Origin of the sequence: Providencia manganoxydans (assembly GCF_016618195.1) — a bacterium.
Classification (GTDB): Bacteria; Pseudomonadota; Gammaproteobacteria; order Enterobacterales; family Enterobacteriaceae; genus Providencia; species Providencia manganoxydans.
The window spans coordinates 3,626,212-3,644,525 of the sequence record NZ_CP067099.1; the positions used below are offsets into that span (position 1 = coordinate 3,626,212).

16 protein-coding genes are annotated in these 18,314 nt (G+C 43.1%); 5 read left to right on the forward strand and 11 right to left on the reverse strand.

All coding sequences use genetic code 11. The features are described from left to right. Positions 1 to 187: 187 nt before the first annotated feature. Together gltB and JI723_RS16485 are read left to right on the forward strand one after the other, a co-directional pair. A complete protein-coding gene (gene gltB / locus JI723_RS16480; protein WP_337979565.1) occupies positions 188 to 4,651 on the forward strand; it encodes a glutamate synthase large subunit in 4,464 nt (1,487 codons plus the stop codon). A gap of 10 nt (positions 4,652 to 4,661) precedes the next feature. Next, positions 4,662 to 6,077, forward strand: coding sequence for an FAD-dependent oxidoreductase (locus tag JI723_RS16485; protein WP_272580711.1), 1,416 nt, complete (start codon positions 4,662 to 4,664; stop codon positions 6,075 to 6,077). Positions 6,078 to 6,127: 50 nt separating this feature from the next. On the opposite strand, the gene sspB is transcribed toward JI723_RS16485, so the two are convergent. From sspB to zapE, 5 genes are all read right to left on the reverse strand, one after another. Next, positions 6,128 to 6,622, reverse strand: coding sequence for a ClpXP protease specificity-enhancing factor (gene sspB, locus JI723_RS16490; RefSeq protein ID WP_081335975.1), 495 nt, complete (start codon positions 6,620 to 6,622; stop codon positions 6,128 to 6,130). Positions 6,623 to 6,627: 5 nt separating this feature from the next. Beyond that, positions 6,628 to 7,269: a stringent starvation protein SspA gene (sspA, locus tag JI723_RS16495; protein ID WP_070929018.1), complete on the reverse strand. Its 642-nt coding sequence runs from the start codon at positions 7,267 to 7,269 to the stop codon at positions 6,628 to 6,630. A gap of 731 nt (positions 7,270 to 8,000) precedes the next feature. After that, entirely contained in the window at positions 8,001 to 8,393 is a 393-nt protein-coding gene (rpsI, locus tag JI723_RS16500; RefSeq protein WP_004258235.1) for a 30S ribosomal protein S9, read from the reverse strand. 15 nt (positions 8,394 to 8,408) lie between these two features. Then, positions 8,409 to 8,837 carry a 50S ribosomal protein L13 gene (rplM, locus tag JI723_RS16505; RefSeq protein WP_070928932.1) on the reverse strand — a complete coding sequence of 143 codons (429 nt, stop codon included), beginning with the start codon at positions 8,835 to 8,837 and terminating at the stop codon, positions 8,409 to 8,411. Between the two features lie 417 nt (positions 8,838 to 9,254). Next, a complete protein-coding gene (gene zapE, locus JI723_RS16510; RefSeq protein WP_337979566.1) occupies positions 9,255 to 10,388 on the reverse strand; it encodes a cell division protein ZapE in 1,134 nt (377 codons plus the stop codon). Between the two features lie 352 nt (positions 10,389 to 10,740). Between zapE and zapG the strand changes: the two genes are divergently transcribed. The 3 genes from zapG (at position 10,741) to degS (ending at position 14,264) form a co-directional block, all read left to right on the forward strand. Further along, positions 10,741 to 11,145 (forward strand): Z-ring associated protein ZapG, encoded by a 405-nt coding sequence (gene zapG, locus JI723_RS16515; RefSeq protein WP_070928933.1) that lies wholly within the window; start codon positions 10,741 to 10,743, stop codon positions 11,143 to 11,145. A 350-nt stretch (positions 11,146 to 11,495) separates the two neighbouring features. After that, positions 11,496 to 12,890 (forward strand): Do family serine endopeptidase, encoded by a 1,395-nt coding sequence (locus tag JI723_RS16520; RefSeq protein ID WP_272580744.1) that lies wholly within the window; start codon positions 11,496 to 11,498, stop codon positions 12,888 to 12,890. A gap of 309 nt (positions 12,891 to 13,199) precedes the next feature. Then, positions 13,200 to 14,264: an outer membrane-stress sensor serine endopeptidase DegS gene (gene degS / locus JI723_RS16525; RefSeq protein ID WP_272580713.1), complete on the forward strand. Its 1,065-nt coding sequence runs from the start codon at positions 13,200 to 13,202 to the stop codon at positions 14,262 to 14,264. Positions 14,265 to 14,338: 74 nt separating this feature from the next. On the opposite strand, the gene murA is transcribed toward degS, so the two are convergent. The 6 genes from murA to mlaE all read right to left on the reverse strand — a co-directional run bounded on the left by murA (position 14,339) and on the right by mlaE (position 18,312). After that, positions 14,339 to 15,601 carry a UDP-N-acetylglucosamine 1-carboxyvinyltransferase gene (gene murA / locus JI723_RS16530; protein WP_272580714.1) on the reverse strand — a complete coding sequence of 421 codons (1,263 nt, stop codon included), beginning with the start codon at positions 15,599 to 15,601 and terminating at the stop codon, positions 14,339 to 14,341. A 51-nt stretch (positions 15,602 to 15,652) separates the two neighbouring features. Then, positions 15,653 to 15,907 carry a BolA family iron metabolism protein IbaG gene (gene ibaG, locus JI723_RS16535; protein ID WP_070928937.1) on the reverse strand — a complete coding sequence of 85 codons (255 nt, stop codon included), beginning with the start codon at positions 15,905 to 15,907 and terminating at the stop codon, positions 15,653 to 15,655. Between the two features lie 138 nt (positions 15,908 to 16,045). Then, positions 16,046 to 16,336, reverse strand: a complete 291-nt coding sequence (mlaB, locus tag JI723_RS16540; RefSeq protein ID WP_070928938.1) for a lipid asymmetry maintenance protein MlaB — start codon at positions 16,334 to 16,336, stop codon at positions 16,046 to 16,048. 4 nt (positions 16,337 to 16,340) lie between these two features. Then, positions 16,341 to 16,967 (reverse strand): phospholipid-binding protein MlaC, encoded by a 627-nt coding sequence (mlaC, locus tag JI723_RS16545; RefSeq protein ID WP_070928939.1) that lies wholly within the window; start codon positions 16,965 to 16,967, stop codon positions 16,341 to 16,343. A 34-nt stretch (positions 16,968 to 17,001) separates the two neighbouring features. Beyond that, on the reverse strand, positions 17,002 to 17,526 hold the full coding sequence (gene mlaD, locus JI723_RS16550) for an outer membrane lipid asymmetry maintenance protein MlaD (RefSeq protein ID WP_140180929.1): 525 nt from the start codon (positions 17,524 to 17,526) through the stop codon (positions 17,002 to 17,004). Positions 17,527 to 17,529: 3 nt separating this feature from the next. Next, on the reverse strand, positions 17,530 to 18,312 hold the full coding sequence (mlaE, locus tag JI723_RS16555; protein ID WP_140180931.1) for a lipid asymmetry maintenance ABC transporter permease subunit MlaE: 783 nt from the start codon (positions 18,310 to 18,312) through the stop codon (positions 17,530 to 17,532). Positions 18,313 to 18,314 lie beyond the last annotated feature (2 nt).

Below are 18,314 nucleotides of genomic sequence, written 5' to 3' on the forward strand. Positions count from 1 at the left end.
CTTATGATGACGTATACATAATCATTATCCCCACTACTGTTTATTTTTATTAAAAATGAAAAACAGCGGCTTATTGACGCTGTTGTTTGGTGTGCGCAGAAGATAGACCACGGTTAATAGTCAACAAATAAATAAATGGATAAGCAATGTTGTAGTCAAGAAGCGATGACGATGGGAGAAGATTCACATGCTGTATAATCGAAAACTAGAAAAAGACAATTGCGGTTTCGGCCTAATCGCTCATATAGAAGGCGAACCTAGTCATAAAATTGTCAGAACGGCGATCCACGCTCTGGCTAGAATGCAGCATCGAGGAGCAATCCTTGCTGATGGAAAAACCGGTGATGGATGTGGATTACTATTACAAAAACCCGATCGTTTCTTTCACTTAGTTGCTGAAGAACATGGCTGGCGTTTAGCGCGCAACTACGCCGTAGGTATGATCTTCCTCAGCCAAGATGAAACCATTGCGGCTGACTGCCGCCGTATTATTGAAGAAGAAATTTTAGATGAAACCCTTGCTATCGTAGGCTGGCGTGAGGTTCCTATTAATCGAGATATCCTTGGGAGTATCGCCCTATCTAGCCTTCCAAAGATAGAACAATTATTTATTAACGCGCCCGCAGGCTGGCGCCCTCGTGATCTTGAAAGACGCTTATTTGTGGCTCGTCGTCGCATAGAAAAACGGATCACCGATAGCGATTTTTATATTTGCAGCCTCTCAAACCTTGTAACGGTTTACAAAGGGCTGTGTATGGCGACGGACTTACCTCGCTTTTTCCCTGATTTAGCTGATCTACGCATGGAGTCAGCGATTTGCCTATTCCATCAGCGTTTTTCAACCAATACCGTACCACGCTGGCCTCTTGCACAGCCATTTCGTTACTTAGCACATAATGGCGAAATCAATACCATCACAGGTAACCGCCAATGGGCACGGGCGCGTTCATACAAATTTCGCACGCCACTGATCCCTGATTTACAAACAGCTGCGCCTTTTGTTAACGAAACTGGTTCGGACTCCAGCTCTCTCGATAACATGCTAGAGCTACTACTCAACGGCGGAATGGATCTGATCCGTGCTATTCGCTTATTAGTTCCACCCGCTTGGCAAAATAACCCTGATATGGATGATGATCTCAAAGCTTTCTTTGATTTTAATTCAATGCATATGGAGCCTTGGGATGGCCCTGCGGGTCTTGTTATGTCCGATGGGCGCTATGCTGCTTGTAACCTCGACCGAAATGGCTTACGTCCAGCACGCTATGTGATCACCAAAGATAGACTCATCACTTGTGCTTCTGAAGTCGGGATTTGGGATTACCAACCGGATGAGGTGGTTGAAAAAGGCCGAGTTGGCCCCGGTGAACTCATGCTGATCGATACCCAAGAAGGACGGATCCTTCATAGTGCAGACACAGATAATGATCTAAAAAGCCGCCATCCATATAAGTTATGGCTAGAAAAAAACGTTATCCGTTTAACGCCATATGAATCAATGAAACAAGAGCAAAATGCGGTAGGGCAACGTTCGATGGATAACCAAACACTGGCTACTTATCAAAAACAATTTGCCTATACCAGCGAGGAACTTGAGCAAGTCATTCGGGTGCTTGGTGAAAATGGTCAAGAAGCAACTGGTTCGATGGGTGATGATACACCTTTCGCGGTACTCTCGCAGCGCCCCCGTGTACTCTATGACTACTTTAGGCAGCTATTCGCTCAGGTAACCAATCCCCCGATAGATCCACTAAGGGAAGCACATGTCATGTCACTTGCCACTTGTATTGGTCGTGAAATGAATGTGTTCTGTGAAGCTGAAGGTCAAACTCATCGGCTCAGTTTTAAATCTCCCATTTTACTCTATTCTGATTTTCAACAATTACATCAACAAGATAGCCGTTATTACAAAATAGAAACGGTTGAAATCACTTATCAGCCTTCGGCTTACTCTTTAAAACAAGCGATTGAACAACTCTGTCAAGAGGCGCAACAAAAAGTACGAGACGGCGCAGTCATGTTAGTCCTTTCTGATCGCCAAATTTCGCCTGAACGCCTACCAATCCCAGCAGCTATGGCTGTGGGAGCCATACAGCATTGTTTAGTCGAAAATAATTTGCGCTGTGATGCTAACCTAATCGTTGAAACCGCCAGCGCGAGAGATCCGCACCATTTCGCCGTACTGCTCGGTTTTGGTGCAACTGCCATTTATCCTTACTTAGCCTATGAATCCTTAGCTGCCATGTCCGAAAGCCAATTATTTGATAAGCCACTCAATAAAGTGCTATTAAATTATCGCAATGGCATCAACAAGGGACTATATAAAATCATGTCGAAAATGGGCATTTCGACAATTGCTTCATACCGTTGTGCTAAGTTATTTGAGGCTGTTGGGCTACATGAAGAAGTCACCCAATTGTGTTTTGATGGCGTTGTTAGCCGAATTAGTGGGGCTAGCTTTAGTGACTTTGAATTAGATTTATTTAATTTATCACGTAAAGCATGGTTACCACGGCTACCTATAGAACAAGGTGGCTTACTCAAATATATGCATAATGGCGAGTACCACGCTTATAACCCTGATGTCGTGAAAACGCTGCAACAAGCTGTGCATAGCGGCGATTACGCTGATTATCTAAAATATGCACAATTGGTAAATAACCGCCCTGCGGCGACATTTCGTGATCTACTGAACTTAAAAACCAACACTAAGGCGATTTCTTTGGATGATGTTGAACCCGAAGAAGCCTTGTTCTCACGTTTCGATACTGCCGCGATGTCGATTGGTGCACTAAGCCCAGAGGCGCATGAAGCATTAGCCATCGCAATGAATACGCTGGGCGGCTTTTCCAATTCAGGTGAAGGTGGTGAAGATCCTGCTCGTTATGGCACACAAAAACGTTCACGCATCAAACAGGTGGCTTCAGGTCGCTTTGGTGTGACCCCTGCCTATTTAGTGAATGCAGACGTTATCCAAATTAAAGTGGCACAAGGTGCAAAACCGGGTGAAGGCGGTCAATTACCCGGTGATAAAGTCACCCCTTATATCGCACGTTTACGTTACTCAGTGCCGGGGGTAACATTAATATCACCGCCACCACATCATGATATTTATTCAATCGAAGACTTAGCACAACTGATTTTTGACCTTAAACAAGTCAATCCTAATGCATTGATTTCCGTAAAACTGGTATCTGAGCCAGGTGTCGGCACTATTGCAACAGGAGTTGCAAAAGCCTATGCAGACTTAATCACTGTTGCAGGTTACGATGGCGGAACCGGTGCTAGCCCTATATCATCCGTTAAATATGCAGGATGCCCGTGGGAACTCGGCCTTGTTGAAACTCAGCAGGCATTAGTCGCTAATGGCTTACGTCATAAAATCCGTTTACAAACCGACGGGGGCTTAAAAACAGGGTTAGATATCATCAAAGCGGCTATTTTAGGTGCTGAAAGTTTTGGTTTCGGGACTGGCCCAATGGTTGCCCTTGGTTGCAAATATTTACGGATCTGCCATCTCAATAACTGCGCTACAGGTGTTGCAACTCAAGATGATACATTGCGCCAACACCACTATCATGGCTTGCCTGAACGTGTGATCAACTACTTCCGCTTTATTGCCAGAGAAACACGCGAACTTATGGCTAAATTGGGTGTTACCAAACTCACTGATTTAATCGGTCGTACTGATTTGCTTGAAATTATTGAAGGCACAACGGCAAAACAAAGCAAAATTAACCTACAGAGCCTATTAGAAACTAGTGAACCTCATGCCGGCGCTGCCGTTTTTTGTACCGAAAACAACCCTCCTTTTGATGAGGGGCGACTTAATCAACGCATTATGCATGATGCCAAACCTTATTTGGATAAAAAACAATCAAAAACCTTTTTCTATGACATTATGAATACCGACCGCTCAATCGGTGCTGCCTTATCAGGTGAAATCGCTCGCCGCTTTGGTGATCAAGGTTTTGCAGCATCGCCATTACAATTTTGTTTTACAGGTACCGCAGGGCAAAGTTTCGGTGTATGGAATGCAGGTGGTGTTGAACTGATTTTAACCGGTGATGCTAATGACTATGTAGGCAAAGGCATGACAGGGGGAATAATCGCGATCCGCCCACCGGTTGGTTCTTCATTTGCAACCCATAAAACCACCATTGCAGGTAACACCTGTTTATATGGTGCCACAGGCGGTAAACTGTATGCCGCTGGACTGGCAGGCGAGCGTTTTGCCGTTCGTAATTCAGGTGCAACCGCGGTCATTGAAGGCATTGGCGATAATGGCTGTGAATATATGACAGGCGGTATCGTGTGTGTACTCGGAAACACGGGGATCAACTTTGGTGCAGGGATGACTGGCGGTTTTGCTTATGTACTTGATGAGGAAGAAAATTTTTCGCGTAGAGTCAATAATGAAATGGTTGAGTTATTATCAGTGAATGATTTACCCATCCATGCAGAACACCTACGCGGGCTAATTACCGAACACGTTCGCTTAACTCACTCAGCTCGTGGTGAAACCATTTTAGCGGACTGGGAAAATTGGGTAAGCCGTTTTGCATTAGTCAAACCAAAATCAAGTGACGTCAATGCACTACTTGGACACCGTAGTCGTTCAGCCGCCGAATTACGCGTTCAAGCACAGTAAGGAGAGAAAAATGAGCCAAAATGTTTATCAATTTATCGACTTACAGCGCGTTGATCCGCCAAAAAAGACGTTGAACGTACGCAAAATTGAATTTGTTGAAATTTATGAACCGTTCAGTGCCATTCAAGCACAAACACAGGCCGATCGCTGCCTTTCCTGTGGCAATCCTTACTGTGAATGGAAATGTCCTGTTCATAACTACATTCCTAATTGGCTCAAATTAGCGAATGAGGGACGTATTATCGAAGCTGCGGAGCTTTCTCATCAGACAAACAGTTTACCTGAAGTCTGTGGGCGAGTGTGTCCCCAAGATCGTCTCTGCGAAGGTGCTTGTACGTTAAATGACGACTTTGGTGCTGTTACCATCGGTAATATCGAACGTTATATAAACGATACCGCATTTGCTATGGGCTGGCGCCCAGACCTATCCCATGTTGTCCCAGTAAACAAACGTGTAGCAATCATTGGAGCAGGACCCGCAGGGCTCGCTTGTGCAGATGTATTAGCGCGCAATGGTGTGCAAGCCACGGTCTATGATCGCCACCCAGAAATCGGTGGATTACTCACTTTTGGTATTCCAGCGTTCAAACTCGAAAAGGAAATTATGATCCGCAGAAGAGAAATTTTTACTTCAATGGGGATCGAATTCAAACTCAACACTGAAGTTGGAAAAGATATCTCTTTAAATAGCCTAATCGATGAATATGATGCGGTATTTATTGGCACAGGCACTTATCAATCGACTAAAGGACAATTAGCTAACGAAGATGCTAAAGGTGTTCATGATGCCTTACCTTATCTTATTGCCAATACACGTCAATTGATGGAATTCGACAATCAACCTGATGCGCCTTATATCGACCTTAAAAATAAACGAGTTATCGTACTTGGAGGGGGTGACACAGCGATGGATTGCGTAAGAACAGCTATTCGCCAAGGCGCTAAAAAAGTCAGCTGTGCCTATCGTCGTGACGAAGCAAGCATGCCTGGCTCACCAAGAGAAGTGAAAAATGCCCGTGAAGAAGGTGCTGAATTTCTATTTAACTTACAGCCAATCAGTATTGAAGTTGACCAACAAGGGAATGTCTGTGGCGTAAAGGTCATCAAAACACAGATGGTTACCACCAACGGAGGACGAGCCCAAGCAGAAGCTATTGAAGGCTCAGAATATTTACTCCCTGCTGATGCCGTCATCACTGCATTTGGCTTCCGCCCACACGCGATGCCATGGCTCGCTGATCATGGCGTTCAGTTAGATAATCAAGGGCGTATCATTGCCAATAGTGATGAATTGATGTCTTATCAAACATCAAATCCGAAAATATTTGCTGGTGGTGATATCGTTCGAGGCTCTGATTTAGTGGTGACTGCGATTGCAGAAGGCCGTAAAGCCGCTGATGGTATATTGTGTTTTATGGGTGTTTAACGTAAAAAGGCAGAGGGGTATCCTCTGCCTAACATTTTTGAGACCCAATACTACTTGATAACTCGAAGAGACGGCCGACCTTTCGGGGGTGGCGTTGGTTCATCATCAGATGATGAATGTTCATCGCTCTCGGGTTCAGACTCATGAACTAACGTGATACCTTCTGCCGGATTGCTCTCAACCACTTCAAGCTCCGCAGATTGTTGCTCTTCATAAGCGGTTTCAGGTTCAAACATCATACCCGCACCGTTTTCGCGTGAATAAATTGCAATAATCGCGGCCATCGGAACATATACCTGACGAGGTACGCCGCCAAACCGCGCATTGAAGCGGACTTCGTCATTGGTGATCTCAAAGTTGCCTACAGCACGTGGGGCGACGTTCAAAACAATTTGTCCATCACGCGCAAATTCCATTGGAACGAGGGTATTTGGAACTGTGACATCAACCACCAAATGCGGTGTCATATCATTATCGAGCAGCCATTCATAATGTGCTCGTAATAGATAAGGGCGTCGAGGTGTCATAGGCGCCATTTCCATCATGCCACTTAGCCTCGTGCCGAAAGACGCATTTCGCGTTCTAATTCAGTTAATGAAGCTAAGAATGCGTCACGTTCGAAAACGCGCTGCATATACATTTGCAGATGTTTGCTGCTAGATGGTTTTAGCTCAATACCAAGTACTGGCAAACGCCATAATAGTGGCGCTAAATAACAATCAACTAAGCTGAATTCATCACTCATAAAGAAAGGCATTTCAGCAAAAACAGGAGAAACAGCGATGAGTTCTTCAGCCAATTGGCGACGTGCATTATCCGCTTCTTGTGCAGTACCCTTCTCAATTTTGCTCATCAAAGAGTACCAATCTTTTTCTATACGATGCATCAGTTGGCGACTTGTACCTCGCGCAACCGGATAGACAGGCATCAATGGAGGATGAGGGAAACGCTCATCAAGATATTCCATGATAATATGTGGGTCATATAGGGTCAGATCACGATCAACAAGAGTAGGCACACTCTGGTATGGGTTTAGATCAATCAGGTCTTGAGGCAGATGACCTTGTTCGACATGCTCAATCTCAACGCTAACCCCTTTTTCAGCCAAAACAATACGGACTTGATGACTAAAAATGTCGGTTGGGCCTGAAAATAATGTCATTACCGAACGTTTATTAGGAGCGACAGCCATTAAAACCTCCAAGTTGCATAAAAATGAGCTAAACTGTAACTGATTTGCAATCATTACCTGTTTGCCCATTAAAATCCCCTGTGCCAAAACCTTCATTTATCCTTAATGAAAGCCAGCACAACCCTCTCGCATTAATACAGCGAGAAATTAGAAAATAAAAAGCAGTCGCATATTCTAGCAGATTTTGTACAACTTAGGGTGACACAGATGAAAAAATCATAACTAAATATTACTTAATTTATATCGATAACCACATTTTAGACTATTACACTAAAAATATAAAATCATTCAGTCTAAAAACCCTAAACAAGGCTCCAAGGTTGTCATGGATTATCTAGACAGTATAGATAAAAATAACCTTCTCTTAATTATATTCCCTTTTTATTTAATTTTTTAACACTGCACAAGTAAAATTGCCGTTGCATAACCTAGCGGTTAATTTGTTCCTCCATTGAATTATGCACGATCGTGTTTTCAGTCATGTGACACTATCAGAAATACTCTCGAAGAATTTTAATTCTGGATCAAAGTATCACTTACGCAAAGCATTACTAACGCATTTATGTGCCAAAAATATTATCTAGAAACCAATCATTCTTTCAAGATGAAGAGGTGAGACGCATAGATAGAGTGTATTACTTACTGAGCTTAATAATCATAAATTACAGCCAATAAAAAACCCGCCATAAAGACGGGTTTTTTCATCAATTTTATGCCCAAAAGGCAATAAATTAACGTTTGGAGAACTGTGGACGACGACGTGCTTTACGCAGACCCACTTTCTTACGTTCAACAGAACGCGCATCACGGGTAACAAAACCAGCTTTACGCAGATCAGAACGAAGAGTCTCATCATAAGCCATCAGTGCACGAGTGATACCGTGACGGATTGCGCCAGCTTGACCTGAAATACCACCACCTTTAACAGTGATGTACAGATCCAGTTTTTCCAACATTTCAACCAACTCTAGCGGCTGACGAACTACCATGCGCGCAGTTTCGCGACCAAAGTATTGTTCCAGTGTACGCTGATTGATTGTGATGTTACCGCTACCCGGCTTAATAAAGACACGAGCAGATGAGCTTTTGCGGCGACCAGTGCCGTAGTATTGATTTTCAGCCATTGCTTATAATCCCGATTAAATGTCAAGAACTTGCGGCTGTTGAGCCGCGTGGTTGTGCTCATTACCTGCGTAAACTTTCAGTTTACGGTACATTGCACGACCCAGAGGTCCTTTTGGCAACATGCCTTTAACCGCGATTTCAAGCACACGCTCAGGATTGCGAGCAATCATTTCTTCGAAAGTTGCTTGCTTGATCCCACCTACATGGCCAGTGTGGCGATAGTAGATTTTGTCTTCGCGTTTTTTGCCGGTAACAGCAATTTTTTCTGCATTCAGAACGATGATGTAATCACCAGTATCCACATGCGGAGTATATTCCGCTTTATGCTTACCGCGCAGACGGCTAGCAATTTCAGTTGCAAGACGGCCTAAAGTTTTGCCATCTGCATCAACAACATACCAGTCGCGTTTTACGGTTTCTGGTTTAGCTGTAAAAGTTTTCATTAAAACTTACCCAATATTAAAGTTACACGTTGGTGAACACTCATGTTCATAAACTTTGTGAGGTTCACACGACTCTTGTCCAGCAAACCCACCCCTTCGAGCAGCCTAGCCGGCATTATGCGAAATTTCTTGGGAAATAAAAAATATCGCTGTAACGTGGGGTCGCAAGATTATAGAGAAGTCAGCAACAAAAATCGACCCCCAAACACATTTTTTTCATTACATTAAGAAGATTCGCTGCCTTTTTGTACAAATACCGATCATCTCTATATTCTATATACTCTAAAATACTCTAAATAATTCGAGTTGCAGGTAGGCGACAAGTGAAGATAGTCGGGGAACATAGATAAACTATGTGTCTCGGCTAGCTGAATGTAGTCAACACCGCTGCAACTTGAAGTATGACGAGTATATCATTTAAGATAAATGCGGTATTGTTAAATATTCTTCACTTTGCATCTCTTGCAAACGTGATAAGCAACGCTGGTACTCGAACGTAAGCAAACTACCTTGATAAATCTGTTCCATAGGCACTTGCGCATTAATAATCAGCTTTACTTTACGCTCATAAAACTCATCAACGAGGGCGAGAAAGCGTCGAGCCGAGTTTTCTTCTTTAACGCCTAGAGCGGGGACGTCATACAACAAAACGGTATGATAGCAATTCGACAGATAGATATAGTCATTTTGACTACGAGGTTCTTCACAAAGCGCTTTAAAGCTAATCGCTAACACGCCTTCTGCGGAGCTTATCGCCTGCATTTTACGGTGGTTTACATCCAAAACAGGATTTTGTTGCCCCTGCTTACCCGCTAATTTAATAAAGGTTTCATTTAAATGCTGACGACTTTCATCATTAATTGGATAAAGATAAAGATGCGCTTGGGTCAATGTACGTAAACGGTAGTCAACGCCTGCATCAACATTCATGACTTCACAATATTTTTTAATTTGCTCAATCGCAGGTAAAAAACGGGCACGTTGCAAGCCATTTCTGTAAAGATCATCAGGGATAATATTTGATGTGGCGACTAATGCGATACCACGCGCAAATAACCCTTCAAGTAAGGTGCCTAATATCATGGCATCCGTAATGTCAGAAACAAAAAATTCATCAAAACACAAAATATCGGTTTGCTTTTTAAATTCATCGGCAATGATATCTAATGGGTTTTCTTGCCCTTGCAAAGCCATCAAGTCTTCTTGGACTTTTTTCATAAATCGATGAAAGTGCAAACGCAGTTTGCGGTCACCCGGTAAGCTTTCATAGAACATATCCATCAGCCACGTTTTACCACGCCCTACGCCACCCCACATATATAGCCCTTTCACAGGCTCTTGTGTATTGACATGTTTTTTACCTAGCAAACGACCTAAACGCTCCTTTAAACCCGAAGGCTTCTCATTTTGTTCATTTGAAGAGGATGTTGCGACCAACTGTAGATAAATTTCATTTAAACGTTCAACAGCACGCTTCTGTACGTCATCAGGCTGATAGTTACCTTCAGCAAGGGCTTGTTGATAGCGCATAATGGGGGTCATCGGCGACATTAACTGAATAATCCTTAAAAAATTTTCGGTTTTTTTACCGTTATATGGTATACACTGGCTCCATTATAACCAGATTCATTTATTATTTAACGTTTAGTTAACGAGTACTGTACTCGATATCATTTGAGATGCAGGTAGGCGGCTAGCCAAAAGAGACCGCGAGCATAGATAAACTCTGTGAATCAGCTAGCTGAGGGGCGCTACCATCCCCTAACGGAAAGCCCTACATCTTGAAGAATGACGAATATAAAAGAGTAAGAAATTTTGCCTTAGTATTCCACTCGTTAACAGGTATAATAATAAATAGCCAAGCTTAATTTCTGCGAACAGTGAAGTAAACGAAGGAGTCAGCATGACCTGGGAGTATGCACTAATTGGACTAGTTATTGGTTTCATTATCGGCGCATTAGTCGTTCGTTATGGAAACCCAAAACTTCGCCAACAAAAGACAGCACAAGCTGAATTAGACAAAAAAAGCACGGAACTAGAAGAGTATCGTAAAGAGCTCGTTGGCCACTTTGCTCGCAGTGCTGAGCTACTTGATAATATGGCCCGTGACTACCGTCAGCTATATCAACATATGGCACAAAGCTCTTCTGAACTGATGCCAGATATGCCAGCGCAAGATAATCCGTTTAATTATCGCCTAACAGAGTCAGAGGCTGATAATGATCAAGCGCCAGTCAAAATGCCACCAAGAGATTACTCTGATGGTGCATCAGGCCTATTTCGTCCTATCGACGAAAAAGAGAAGTAATCTATTCTATTCACCAGTAGCTCCACTTACTGGTGAATAGCTCAGCAATTCAATACCAAATATCGTTTTCCATATACATAAAAACAACATATTTAATGCTATAAAATCATCGATTAAATATAGTCAACGCGATATGATTTCATTTGAAATATTTCTTTTTATTTCAAAAATGTATAGAAATTAAAACCCCATCAACATGTCATGTAAATAGATGTAAAAGAATGGATATTCACTATCCGTTATCTGAACTTTTGCGCATAATCCATGGTCATAGTTATCAGCAAATATCGTGATTAGTGTAGCTCAGCTACAACCTGATAAGTTTTATTCTTGAGAGAATCTACGGAATGATGAAAAGAAAAAATTTCTTTCTCACTGCTGCGGCAATGAGTCTAGGGTTATCCCTTTCAGTATTACCTTCTGTAAGCAGTGCGGCTTTACCAGCAACATTACCTGCGACCGCACAAAGCCAGAATATGCCTAGCTTGGCACCTATGTTGGAAAAAGTTCTGCCTGCTGTTGTTAATATCCATGTGTCAGGTACTCGAGTACAAAACCAACAGATCCCTGAAGAGCTGAAATTCTTTTTTGGCCCAAATGTTCCTTCACAACAACAAAGTGTTAGACCATTTGAAGGTTTAGGTTCTGGTGTCATCATTGATGCAGCACAAGGCTATATCCTAACCAATAACCATGTTATTGATGGCGCGGATAAAATCCAAATTCAGTTAAATGATGGACGTGAAATTGACGTTAAACTGATTGGTAAAGACGCACAAACTGACATTGCCCTACTAAAAATCAGCAATGCAAAAGATATCAAAAATCTAACCGCGGTTAGCATGGCTGATTCTGATAAATTACGTGTTGGTGATTTCGCTGTTGCGGTTGGTAACCCATTTGGTTTAGGCCAAACTGCAACTTCTGGGATTATTTCAGCGCTAGGTCGTAGTGGTCTAAACCTTGAAGGATTAGAGAACTTTATCCAGACAGATGCTTCAATTAACCGTGGTAACTCAGGTGGTGCGCTGGTTAACCTCAATGGTGAATTGATCGGTATTAATACTGCAATATTAGCGCCGGGTGGCGGTAATATCGGTATCGGTTTCGCTATCCCAAGTAATATGGCGAAAAACCTCAGTGAGCAGCTTATCAAGCATGGCGAAGTGAAACGCGGCATTTTAGGTATCAAAGGTACTGAAATGAATTCCGATATCGCTAAAGCATTCAATATCGATGCGCAACGTGGCGCATTCGTTAGTGAAGTATTGCCTAAGTCTTCTGCTGCTAAAGCCGGTATCAAATCAGGTGACGTATTAGTATCTGTTGATGGTAAACGCATCAATAGTTTCGCTGAATTAAGAGCCAAAATTGGTACGAGCCAAATTGGTAAAGAAATCACCATTGGTCTGATCCGCTCAGGTAAACCATTGGATGTTAAAGTCGTTTTAGAAAATGACGAAGGCGAAGCAACAAAAGCAGAAAAATTGAGTGAGTCGCTACTTGGTGCAACATTATCTAATGCGACCATCAACAACACTAAAGGTGTGCAAATTGACAGCGTAGCGCCTAAATCCCCTGCTGCCGCAGTCGGTTTAGTTAAAGGTGACTTGATCTTTGGTGTGAACGATGTTCGTGTTGAAAATATTGAACAGTTCCGCAAAGTGATTGAAGGTAAACCACCTGTTCTGGCAATGAAAGTACTACGTGGTGGTGAAACACTGTACTTGCTGATGAAAAACTAATTTTGCCTTATATACTCTAAATAATTCGAGATGCAGGTAGGCGACAAGTGAAGATAGGCGGGGAGCCTAGATAAACTCTATGACTCGACTCGCTGAGTGTAGTCAACAACCCTGCAACTTGAAGTATAACGAGTATAAACGCTAAATTGTTCGAGTCGCAGCTAGGCGACAAATAAGCGACGTCAATAACGCTGCGACTCGAAGTATGATGCGTATAAAAGAGTACAACAGGTACAGTACCCACTGCTGTACCTGTTTTTTTATGCTATGCTCAAGTTCCCTTTATTAACAAGCTGAAATTCGATATCTATGGTCAAAAAGCTTCTCTGGGCAGCCATGTTAGGCCTATTAACCGCCTTAATTATTATTGTTGCGGTTCCCTCTTTACGTCCCCAAGGGCTAGCAGACTTGCTTTACGGTAAAATAGATAGTGAACCCGTCAGTTACAACAAAGCGGTTCGCAAAGCAGCGCCTGCTGTTGTATATGTCTACAGCAGCTCTAAAGGGAGTTTCTCGCAGTCTGGCCGCGAGCTGAAATCCCTCGGTTCAGGTGTGATCATGAGCTCAAATGGCTATATTATCACCAACAAACATGTTGTTGATAATCCAGACCAAATCCTCGTTGCACTTCAAGATGGCTCTATCTTTGATGCCTTGCTAGTTGGCTCAGATGCGTTAACTGATCTAGCCGTGCTAAAAATCGAAGCTGAAAATCTTCCTGTGATCCCAATTAATAAGTTACGCATTACCCACGTCGGCGATGTCGTACTGGCGATTGGTAACCCATACAACATAGGTCAAACCGTCACACAAGGGATCATTAGTGCGACAGGAAGAGTCGGCTTAAGCTCTACTCGCCGACAAAATTTTCTACAAACTGATGCATCAATTAATTCAGGCAACTCAGGTGGGGCATTGATTAACAGCGAAGGTGAACTTGTAGGAATTAATACGCTTTCATTTAGTGCAGGCCAAGGCTTCAGTTCTGAAGGTCTCAGTTTTGCTATACCGACTGCTCTTGCCACCAAGATCATGGAAAAATTGATCCGTGATGGCCGAGTGATCCGTGGTTACATTGGGATCACCGCACGTGAACTACCGCAAATTAGAACCAATAATAACAATATCGATCAGATCCAAGGTTTGCGTGTTTTCCAAGTTGCTGCTAATGGGCCAGCCGCTAAAGCAGGCATTTATCAAGGTGATATTATTTTATCTGTCGATGGTAAACCCGCAGTTTCCGCCGCCGAAACAATGGACTTAGTCGCTGAAATTCGCCCCGGTAGCAGAGCTTCTGTCAAAATCTTACGTAATGGTGAAGTCAAAGATATTAATGTCATCATTGAAGAGCTTCCTGAAGAGCCTGCGGGATAACCTGCGCTCCAAGATCAAAAAAGTTGTTCACTATGGAACAACTTTTTTGTTTTTAACTCAGAAAATCAAATTGCTTAATCTTCCGATTTCACTCGCTGGATATTCGCCCCTAAACCACGAAGCTTATCTTCAATGTGCTCGTAGCCACGGTCGATATGATAGATACGGTCGACTGTCGTGGTACCTTCAGCAATACACCCAGCAATCACCAAACTAGCAGAAGCACGTAAGTCTGTTGCCATCACTTGTGCACCGGTCAGTTTCTCAACGCCATGGCACAATACGGTATTACTTTCAATTTCAGCGTGCGCCCCCATACGGATAAGCTCTGGAATATGCATAAAACGGTTTTCAAAAATCGTTTCAGTGATCATCCCAGCACCTTCAGCAACAAGGTTCAATAAGCTGAATTGAGCTTGCATATCCGTTGGAAAACCTGGATGTGGTGCCGTACGTAAAGTAACTGCTTTAGGGCGCTTACCTTCCATATCCAAGCTGATCCAGTCTTCTCCGACTTCAATTTTTGCACCTGCTTCACGCAATTTTGCTAACACAGCATCTAGGGTATCAGGACATGCATTGCGGCAAACTACTTTTCCTTTCGAGACGGCGGCGGCTATTAAGAAGGTGCCTGTTTCGATACGGTCAGGTAGCACACGATAAGTACCGCCGCCTAAACGCTCAACACCTTCAATCACGATACGGTCTGTGCCCGCACCTGTGATTTTAGCGCCTAGAGTATTTAAAAAGTTCGCCGTATCTTCAATTTCAGGCTCACGAGCCGCATTTTCGATAGTGGTTGTGCCTTCCGCTAAAGTTGCCGCCGTCATAATTGAAACGGTAGCCCCTACGCTGACTTTATCCATCACAATGCAAGCGCCTTTCAAACGGCCTTTAACGGTCGCTTTCACATAACCGTCTTCTAAAACAATATGCGCACCTAGCTGCTCAAGTCCTGAGATGTGTAAATCAACAGGACGCGCACCAATTGCACAGCCGCCGGGTAATGAAACTTCACCATGTCCAAAACGAGCAACTAAAGGTGCCAATGCCCAAATAGAAGCACGCATGGTTTTCACCAAATCGTAAGGAGCACAGTATTCTGTAACATTAGTGGCATCAACAAAAATTGAGCCATTACGCTCCACTTTAGTGCCTAATTGGTTCAAAAGCTTGATCGTCGTGTCAATGTCCCTAAGTTTAGGTACATTTTGTATTTCTACTGGTTCTTCAGCCAGCAACGCAGCGAACAGAATTGGTAGTGCGGCATTTTTCGCACCTGAAATTGTTACCTCACCCTCTATACGGGTAGGGCCTTTAACTAAAAATTTATCCATTCGGTTACTCTCGTATTTTTATAATTTAAATACTGTTCGCGGGTTTTATTATCAAAAACCGTTTAGCTTGCGATCACGCGCCCACTCTGCGGGGGTATACGCCTTAATAGACAGAGCATGAATGCGGTTGTCCGCAATATACTCCATTAACGGTGCATAAACAGCTTGCTGCTGCTTAACTCTGCTCATATTTTCAAACATGGTGCCGACGGCAATAACCTGAAAGTGGCTGCCATCACCATTAACAATCACCTCATCCAGAGATAGCTTATCCATCAATACTTGCTTTATTTCGTTGGTTTCCATATATGACTCAATTTATAATTTTCGCTTACTGACATAAATAGACGTCTATCCTAAAGGATCCATCGCCATTCTTAAACCAAAGAAAACGCCTCCGGTGCACAAAAACACGCAGAGGCGCCCTTTTTTACATAAATTGACTTAACTTAACAGTAATGATTTAACCCCATAGAGTTCCATTAGTGTCGTTAAGTTATCACTCATACCAATGATATTGAGTGAACGTTTTTGAGTTGCAAATTCACCTTTGAGGCGCACTAACATGGCTAAACCCGTTGAATCAACATGCTCTAAGCCAGAAACATCAATTTGTTCAGTTTGAGCAACAAGTGACTCACGTTGTTCCCAAAACGCCAATAATGACTCTCTGCCTAGCGTGCCTGATAAACGCAAAGTTGATTGTGATACTTCCCACAACAGTGCTTGGCTCATTAAATTAATTCTCTTCCAGTGTGATTGGGGCTTTAGCATTTATTTCTAGCTGTTTTGTTAAGCCATCAATGCCCTGCTTCCGTAGAATATCACCCCACTCGTTTTGTTTAGTCGTGATCATGCTAACGCCTTCAGCGATCATGTCATAAGCCTGCCAGTGACCTGTTTTGCTATTTTTACGCCATTGGAAATCAAGGCGTACTGGTGGACGACCGTTAGGATCAAGAATAGTGACACGGATAGCAACGATGTTTTTATCACCAATCGGCTGCTCCGGTGCGATTTGATAAGTTTGACCATGATACATCGCAAGGGCTTGGCCATAAACTTGTTCAAGGTAGGCTTCAAAAGCGGTGAAGTAAGCATCACGCTGTGCAGGTGTCGCGCTCTTGTAATATGTACCTAAGACCAAAGCTCCTGCATATTTAATTTGCACATATGGCAGCAATTCTTCACGAACAATCGTTCTTAGATAATTAGGATCTTTACGAATTTGCGGCTGCTCATTCTTTAATCGGGTAAAGGTTTTCTCGGCAGCTTCATCCATTAGCTTATATGGATTGGTTTGATCTATCGCCATTGCAAATGGTGCAATCGCTAGCATTGCTATCATCATTAAGCGCTTAAACATAATTTCTTCCTTCTAAATTCGTGTTAATGTCGAATCAATGCGCAGCAGGCGCGTCAGGTGCTGTAGCCGACTCAGATGCAGCCCCTTGGCTATCGCCACTCTTGTACAGGAACTGCCCAATCAAATCTTCTAATACCATCGCAGGTTTAGTGTCCTCAATGCGGCCCCCATCTTTCAACGTTTCAATACCTAGCTCTTCACCTTCTGGACCAATATTCATCGCTATGTATTGCTCACCTAATAAACCAGATGTACGGATAGATAACGAACTTGAATCTGGAATATTGTCATATTCACTAAGCAAATCAATTTTCACATCGGGAACATAGTTGTCTTTATTCAAGGTAATACTCGCGATTCGTCCAATCACTACCCCGCCGACTTTCACCGGAGAACCTTCTTTCAAGCCACCAATATTTTCAAAAGAGGCAGATACTTGATAGGTAGATTGGCTACCAATCGATTTTAAATCAGCCACTTTTAGGCATAGGAAAATAATTGCTGCAATTGCCAGCAACATAAAACAACCAACCCATATTTCACTTTTTTTACTTTGCATGACTTAGTTCCCAAACATCAGTGCGGTAAGTACAAAATCTAGACCTAGAACCGATAAAGAAGCATGAACCACGGTTCGTGTTGTGGCTTGGCTAATCCCCTCCGATGTTGGGATCGCATCATAACCATTGAACAAAGCAATCCAAGTCACCGTAAATGCAAACACTAGGCTCTTGATAAAGCAGTTCACTATATCCATGCGCCAATCAATAGAAGATTGCATAGAAGACCAAAAGAAGCCCTCATCAATCCCTTTCCAATCAACGCCAACCAATGCACCGCCAAGGATCCCCACTGCCACAAATATTAGCGATAACAATGGCATGCTAATAAAACCAGCCCAGAAACGTGGGGCAATAACCCGTCGAAGTGGGTCAACTGCCATCATTTCAAGGCTAGAAATTTGTTCTGTTGCTTTCATCAAGCCTATTTCGGCCGTCAGTGCTGATCCCGCTCGCCCAGCGAACAATAATGCCGTCACTACAGGGCCTAATTCACGTAGCAGTGATAATGCCACCATCATGCCAAGACTCGCTTCGGCACTAAATGTGGTTAATACTAAATAGCCTTGTAGCCCCAGTACCATCCCAATAAATAGCCCTGATACTGCGACAATCAACAATGATTGTACGCCAACTGCATACAACTGTTTAATTAACAACGGCCATTGTTTGGAGAATTCAGGCTTACCAATGAGTGAACGCAGCAACATATAGCCCGCACGCCCAAAAGCTGCAAAAATTTCAATCCACCGACGTCCGAAGGCAGCGATTGCCTCTACTATCATGT

Bases quoted from the DNA above. Each gene is read 5' to 3' on its own strand.
- zapE (WP_337979566.1), bottom strand. From the start codon at position 10,388: ATGTCGCCGATGACCCCCATTATGCGCTATCAACAAGCCCTTGCTGAA.
- zapG (WP_070928933.1), top strand. From the start codon at position 10,741: ATGACCTGGGAGTATGCACTAATTGGACTAGTTATTGGTTTCATTATC.
- JI723_RS16485 (WP_272580711.1), top strand. From the start codon at position 4,662: ATGAGCCAAAATGTTTATCAATTTATCGACTTACAGCGCGTTGATCCG.
- sspA (WP_070929018.1), bottom strand. From the start codon at position 7,269: ATGGCTGTCGCTCCTAATAAACGTTCGGTAATGACATTATTTTCAGGC.
- mlaC (WP_070928939.1), bottom strand. From the start codon at position 16,967: ATGTTTAAGCGCTTAATGATGATAGCAATGCTAGCGATTGCACCATTT.
- gltB (WP_337979565.1), top strand. From the start codon at position 188: ATGCTGTATAATCGAAAACTAGAAAAAGACAATTGCGGTTTCGGCCTA.
- rplM (WP_070928932.1), bottom strand. From the start codon at position 8,837: ATGAAAACTTTTACAGCTAAACCAGAAACCGTAAAACGCGACTGGTAT.
- mlaE (WP_140180931.1), bottom strand. From the start codon at position 18,312: ATGATAGTAGAGGCAATCGCTGCCTTCGGACGTCGGTGGATTGAAATT.
- rpsI (WP_004258235.1), bottom strand. From the start codon at position 8,393: ATGGCTGAAAATCAATACTACGGCACTGGTCGCCGCAAAAGCTCATCT.
- murA (WP_272580714.1), bottom strand. From the start codon at position 15,601: ATGGATAAATTTTTAGTTAAAGGCCCTACCCGTATAGAGGGTGAGGTA.
- sspB (WP_081335975.1), bottom strand. From the start codon at position 6,622: ATGATGGAAATGGCGCCTATGACACCTCGACGCCCTTATCTATTACGA.
- mlaD (WP_140180929.1), bottom strand. From the start codon at position 17,526: ATGCAAAGTAAAAAAAGTGAAATATGGGTTGGTTGTTTTATGTTGCTG.
- mlaB (WP_070928938.1), bottom strand. From the start codon at position 16,336: ATGAGCCAAGCACTGTTGTGGGAAGTATCACAATCAACTTTGCGTTTA.
- degS (WP_272580713.1), top strand. From the start codon at position 13,200: ATGGTCAAAAAGCTTCTCTGGGCAGCCATGTTAGGCCTATTAACCGCC.
- ibaG (WP_070928937.1), bottom strand. From the start codon at position 15,907: ATGGAAACCAACGAAATAAAGCAAGTATTGATGGATAAGCTATCTCTG.
- JI723_RS16520 (WP_272580744.1), top strand. From the start codon at position 11,496: ATGAAAAGAAAAAATTTCTTTCTCACTGCTGCGGCAATGAGTCTAGGG.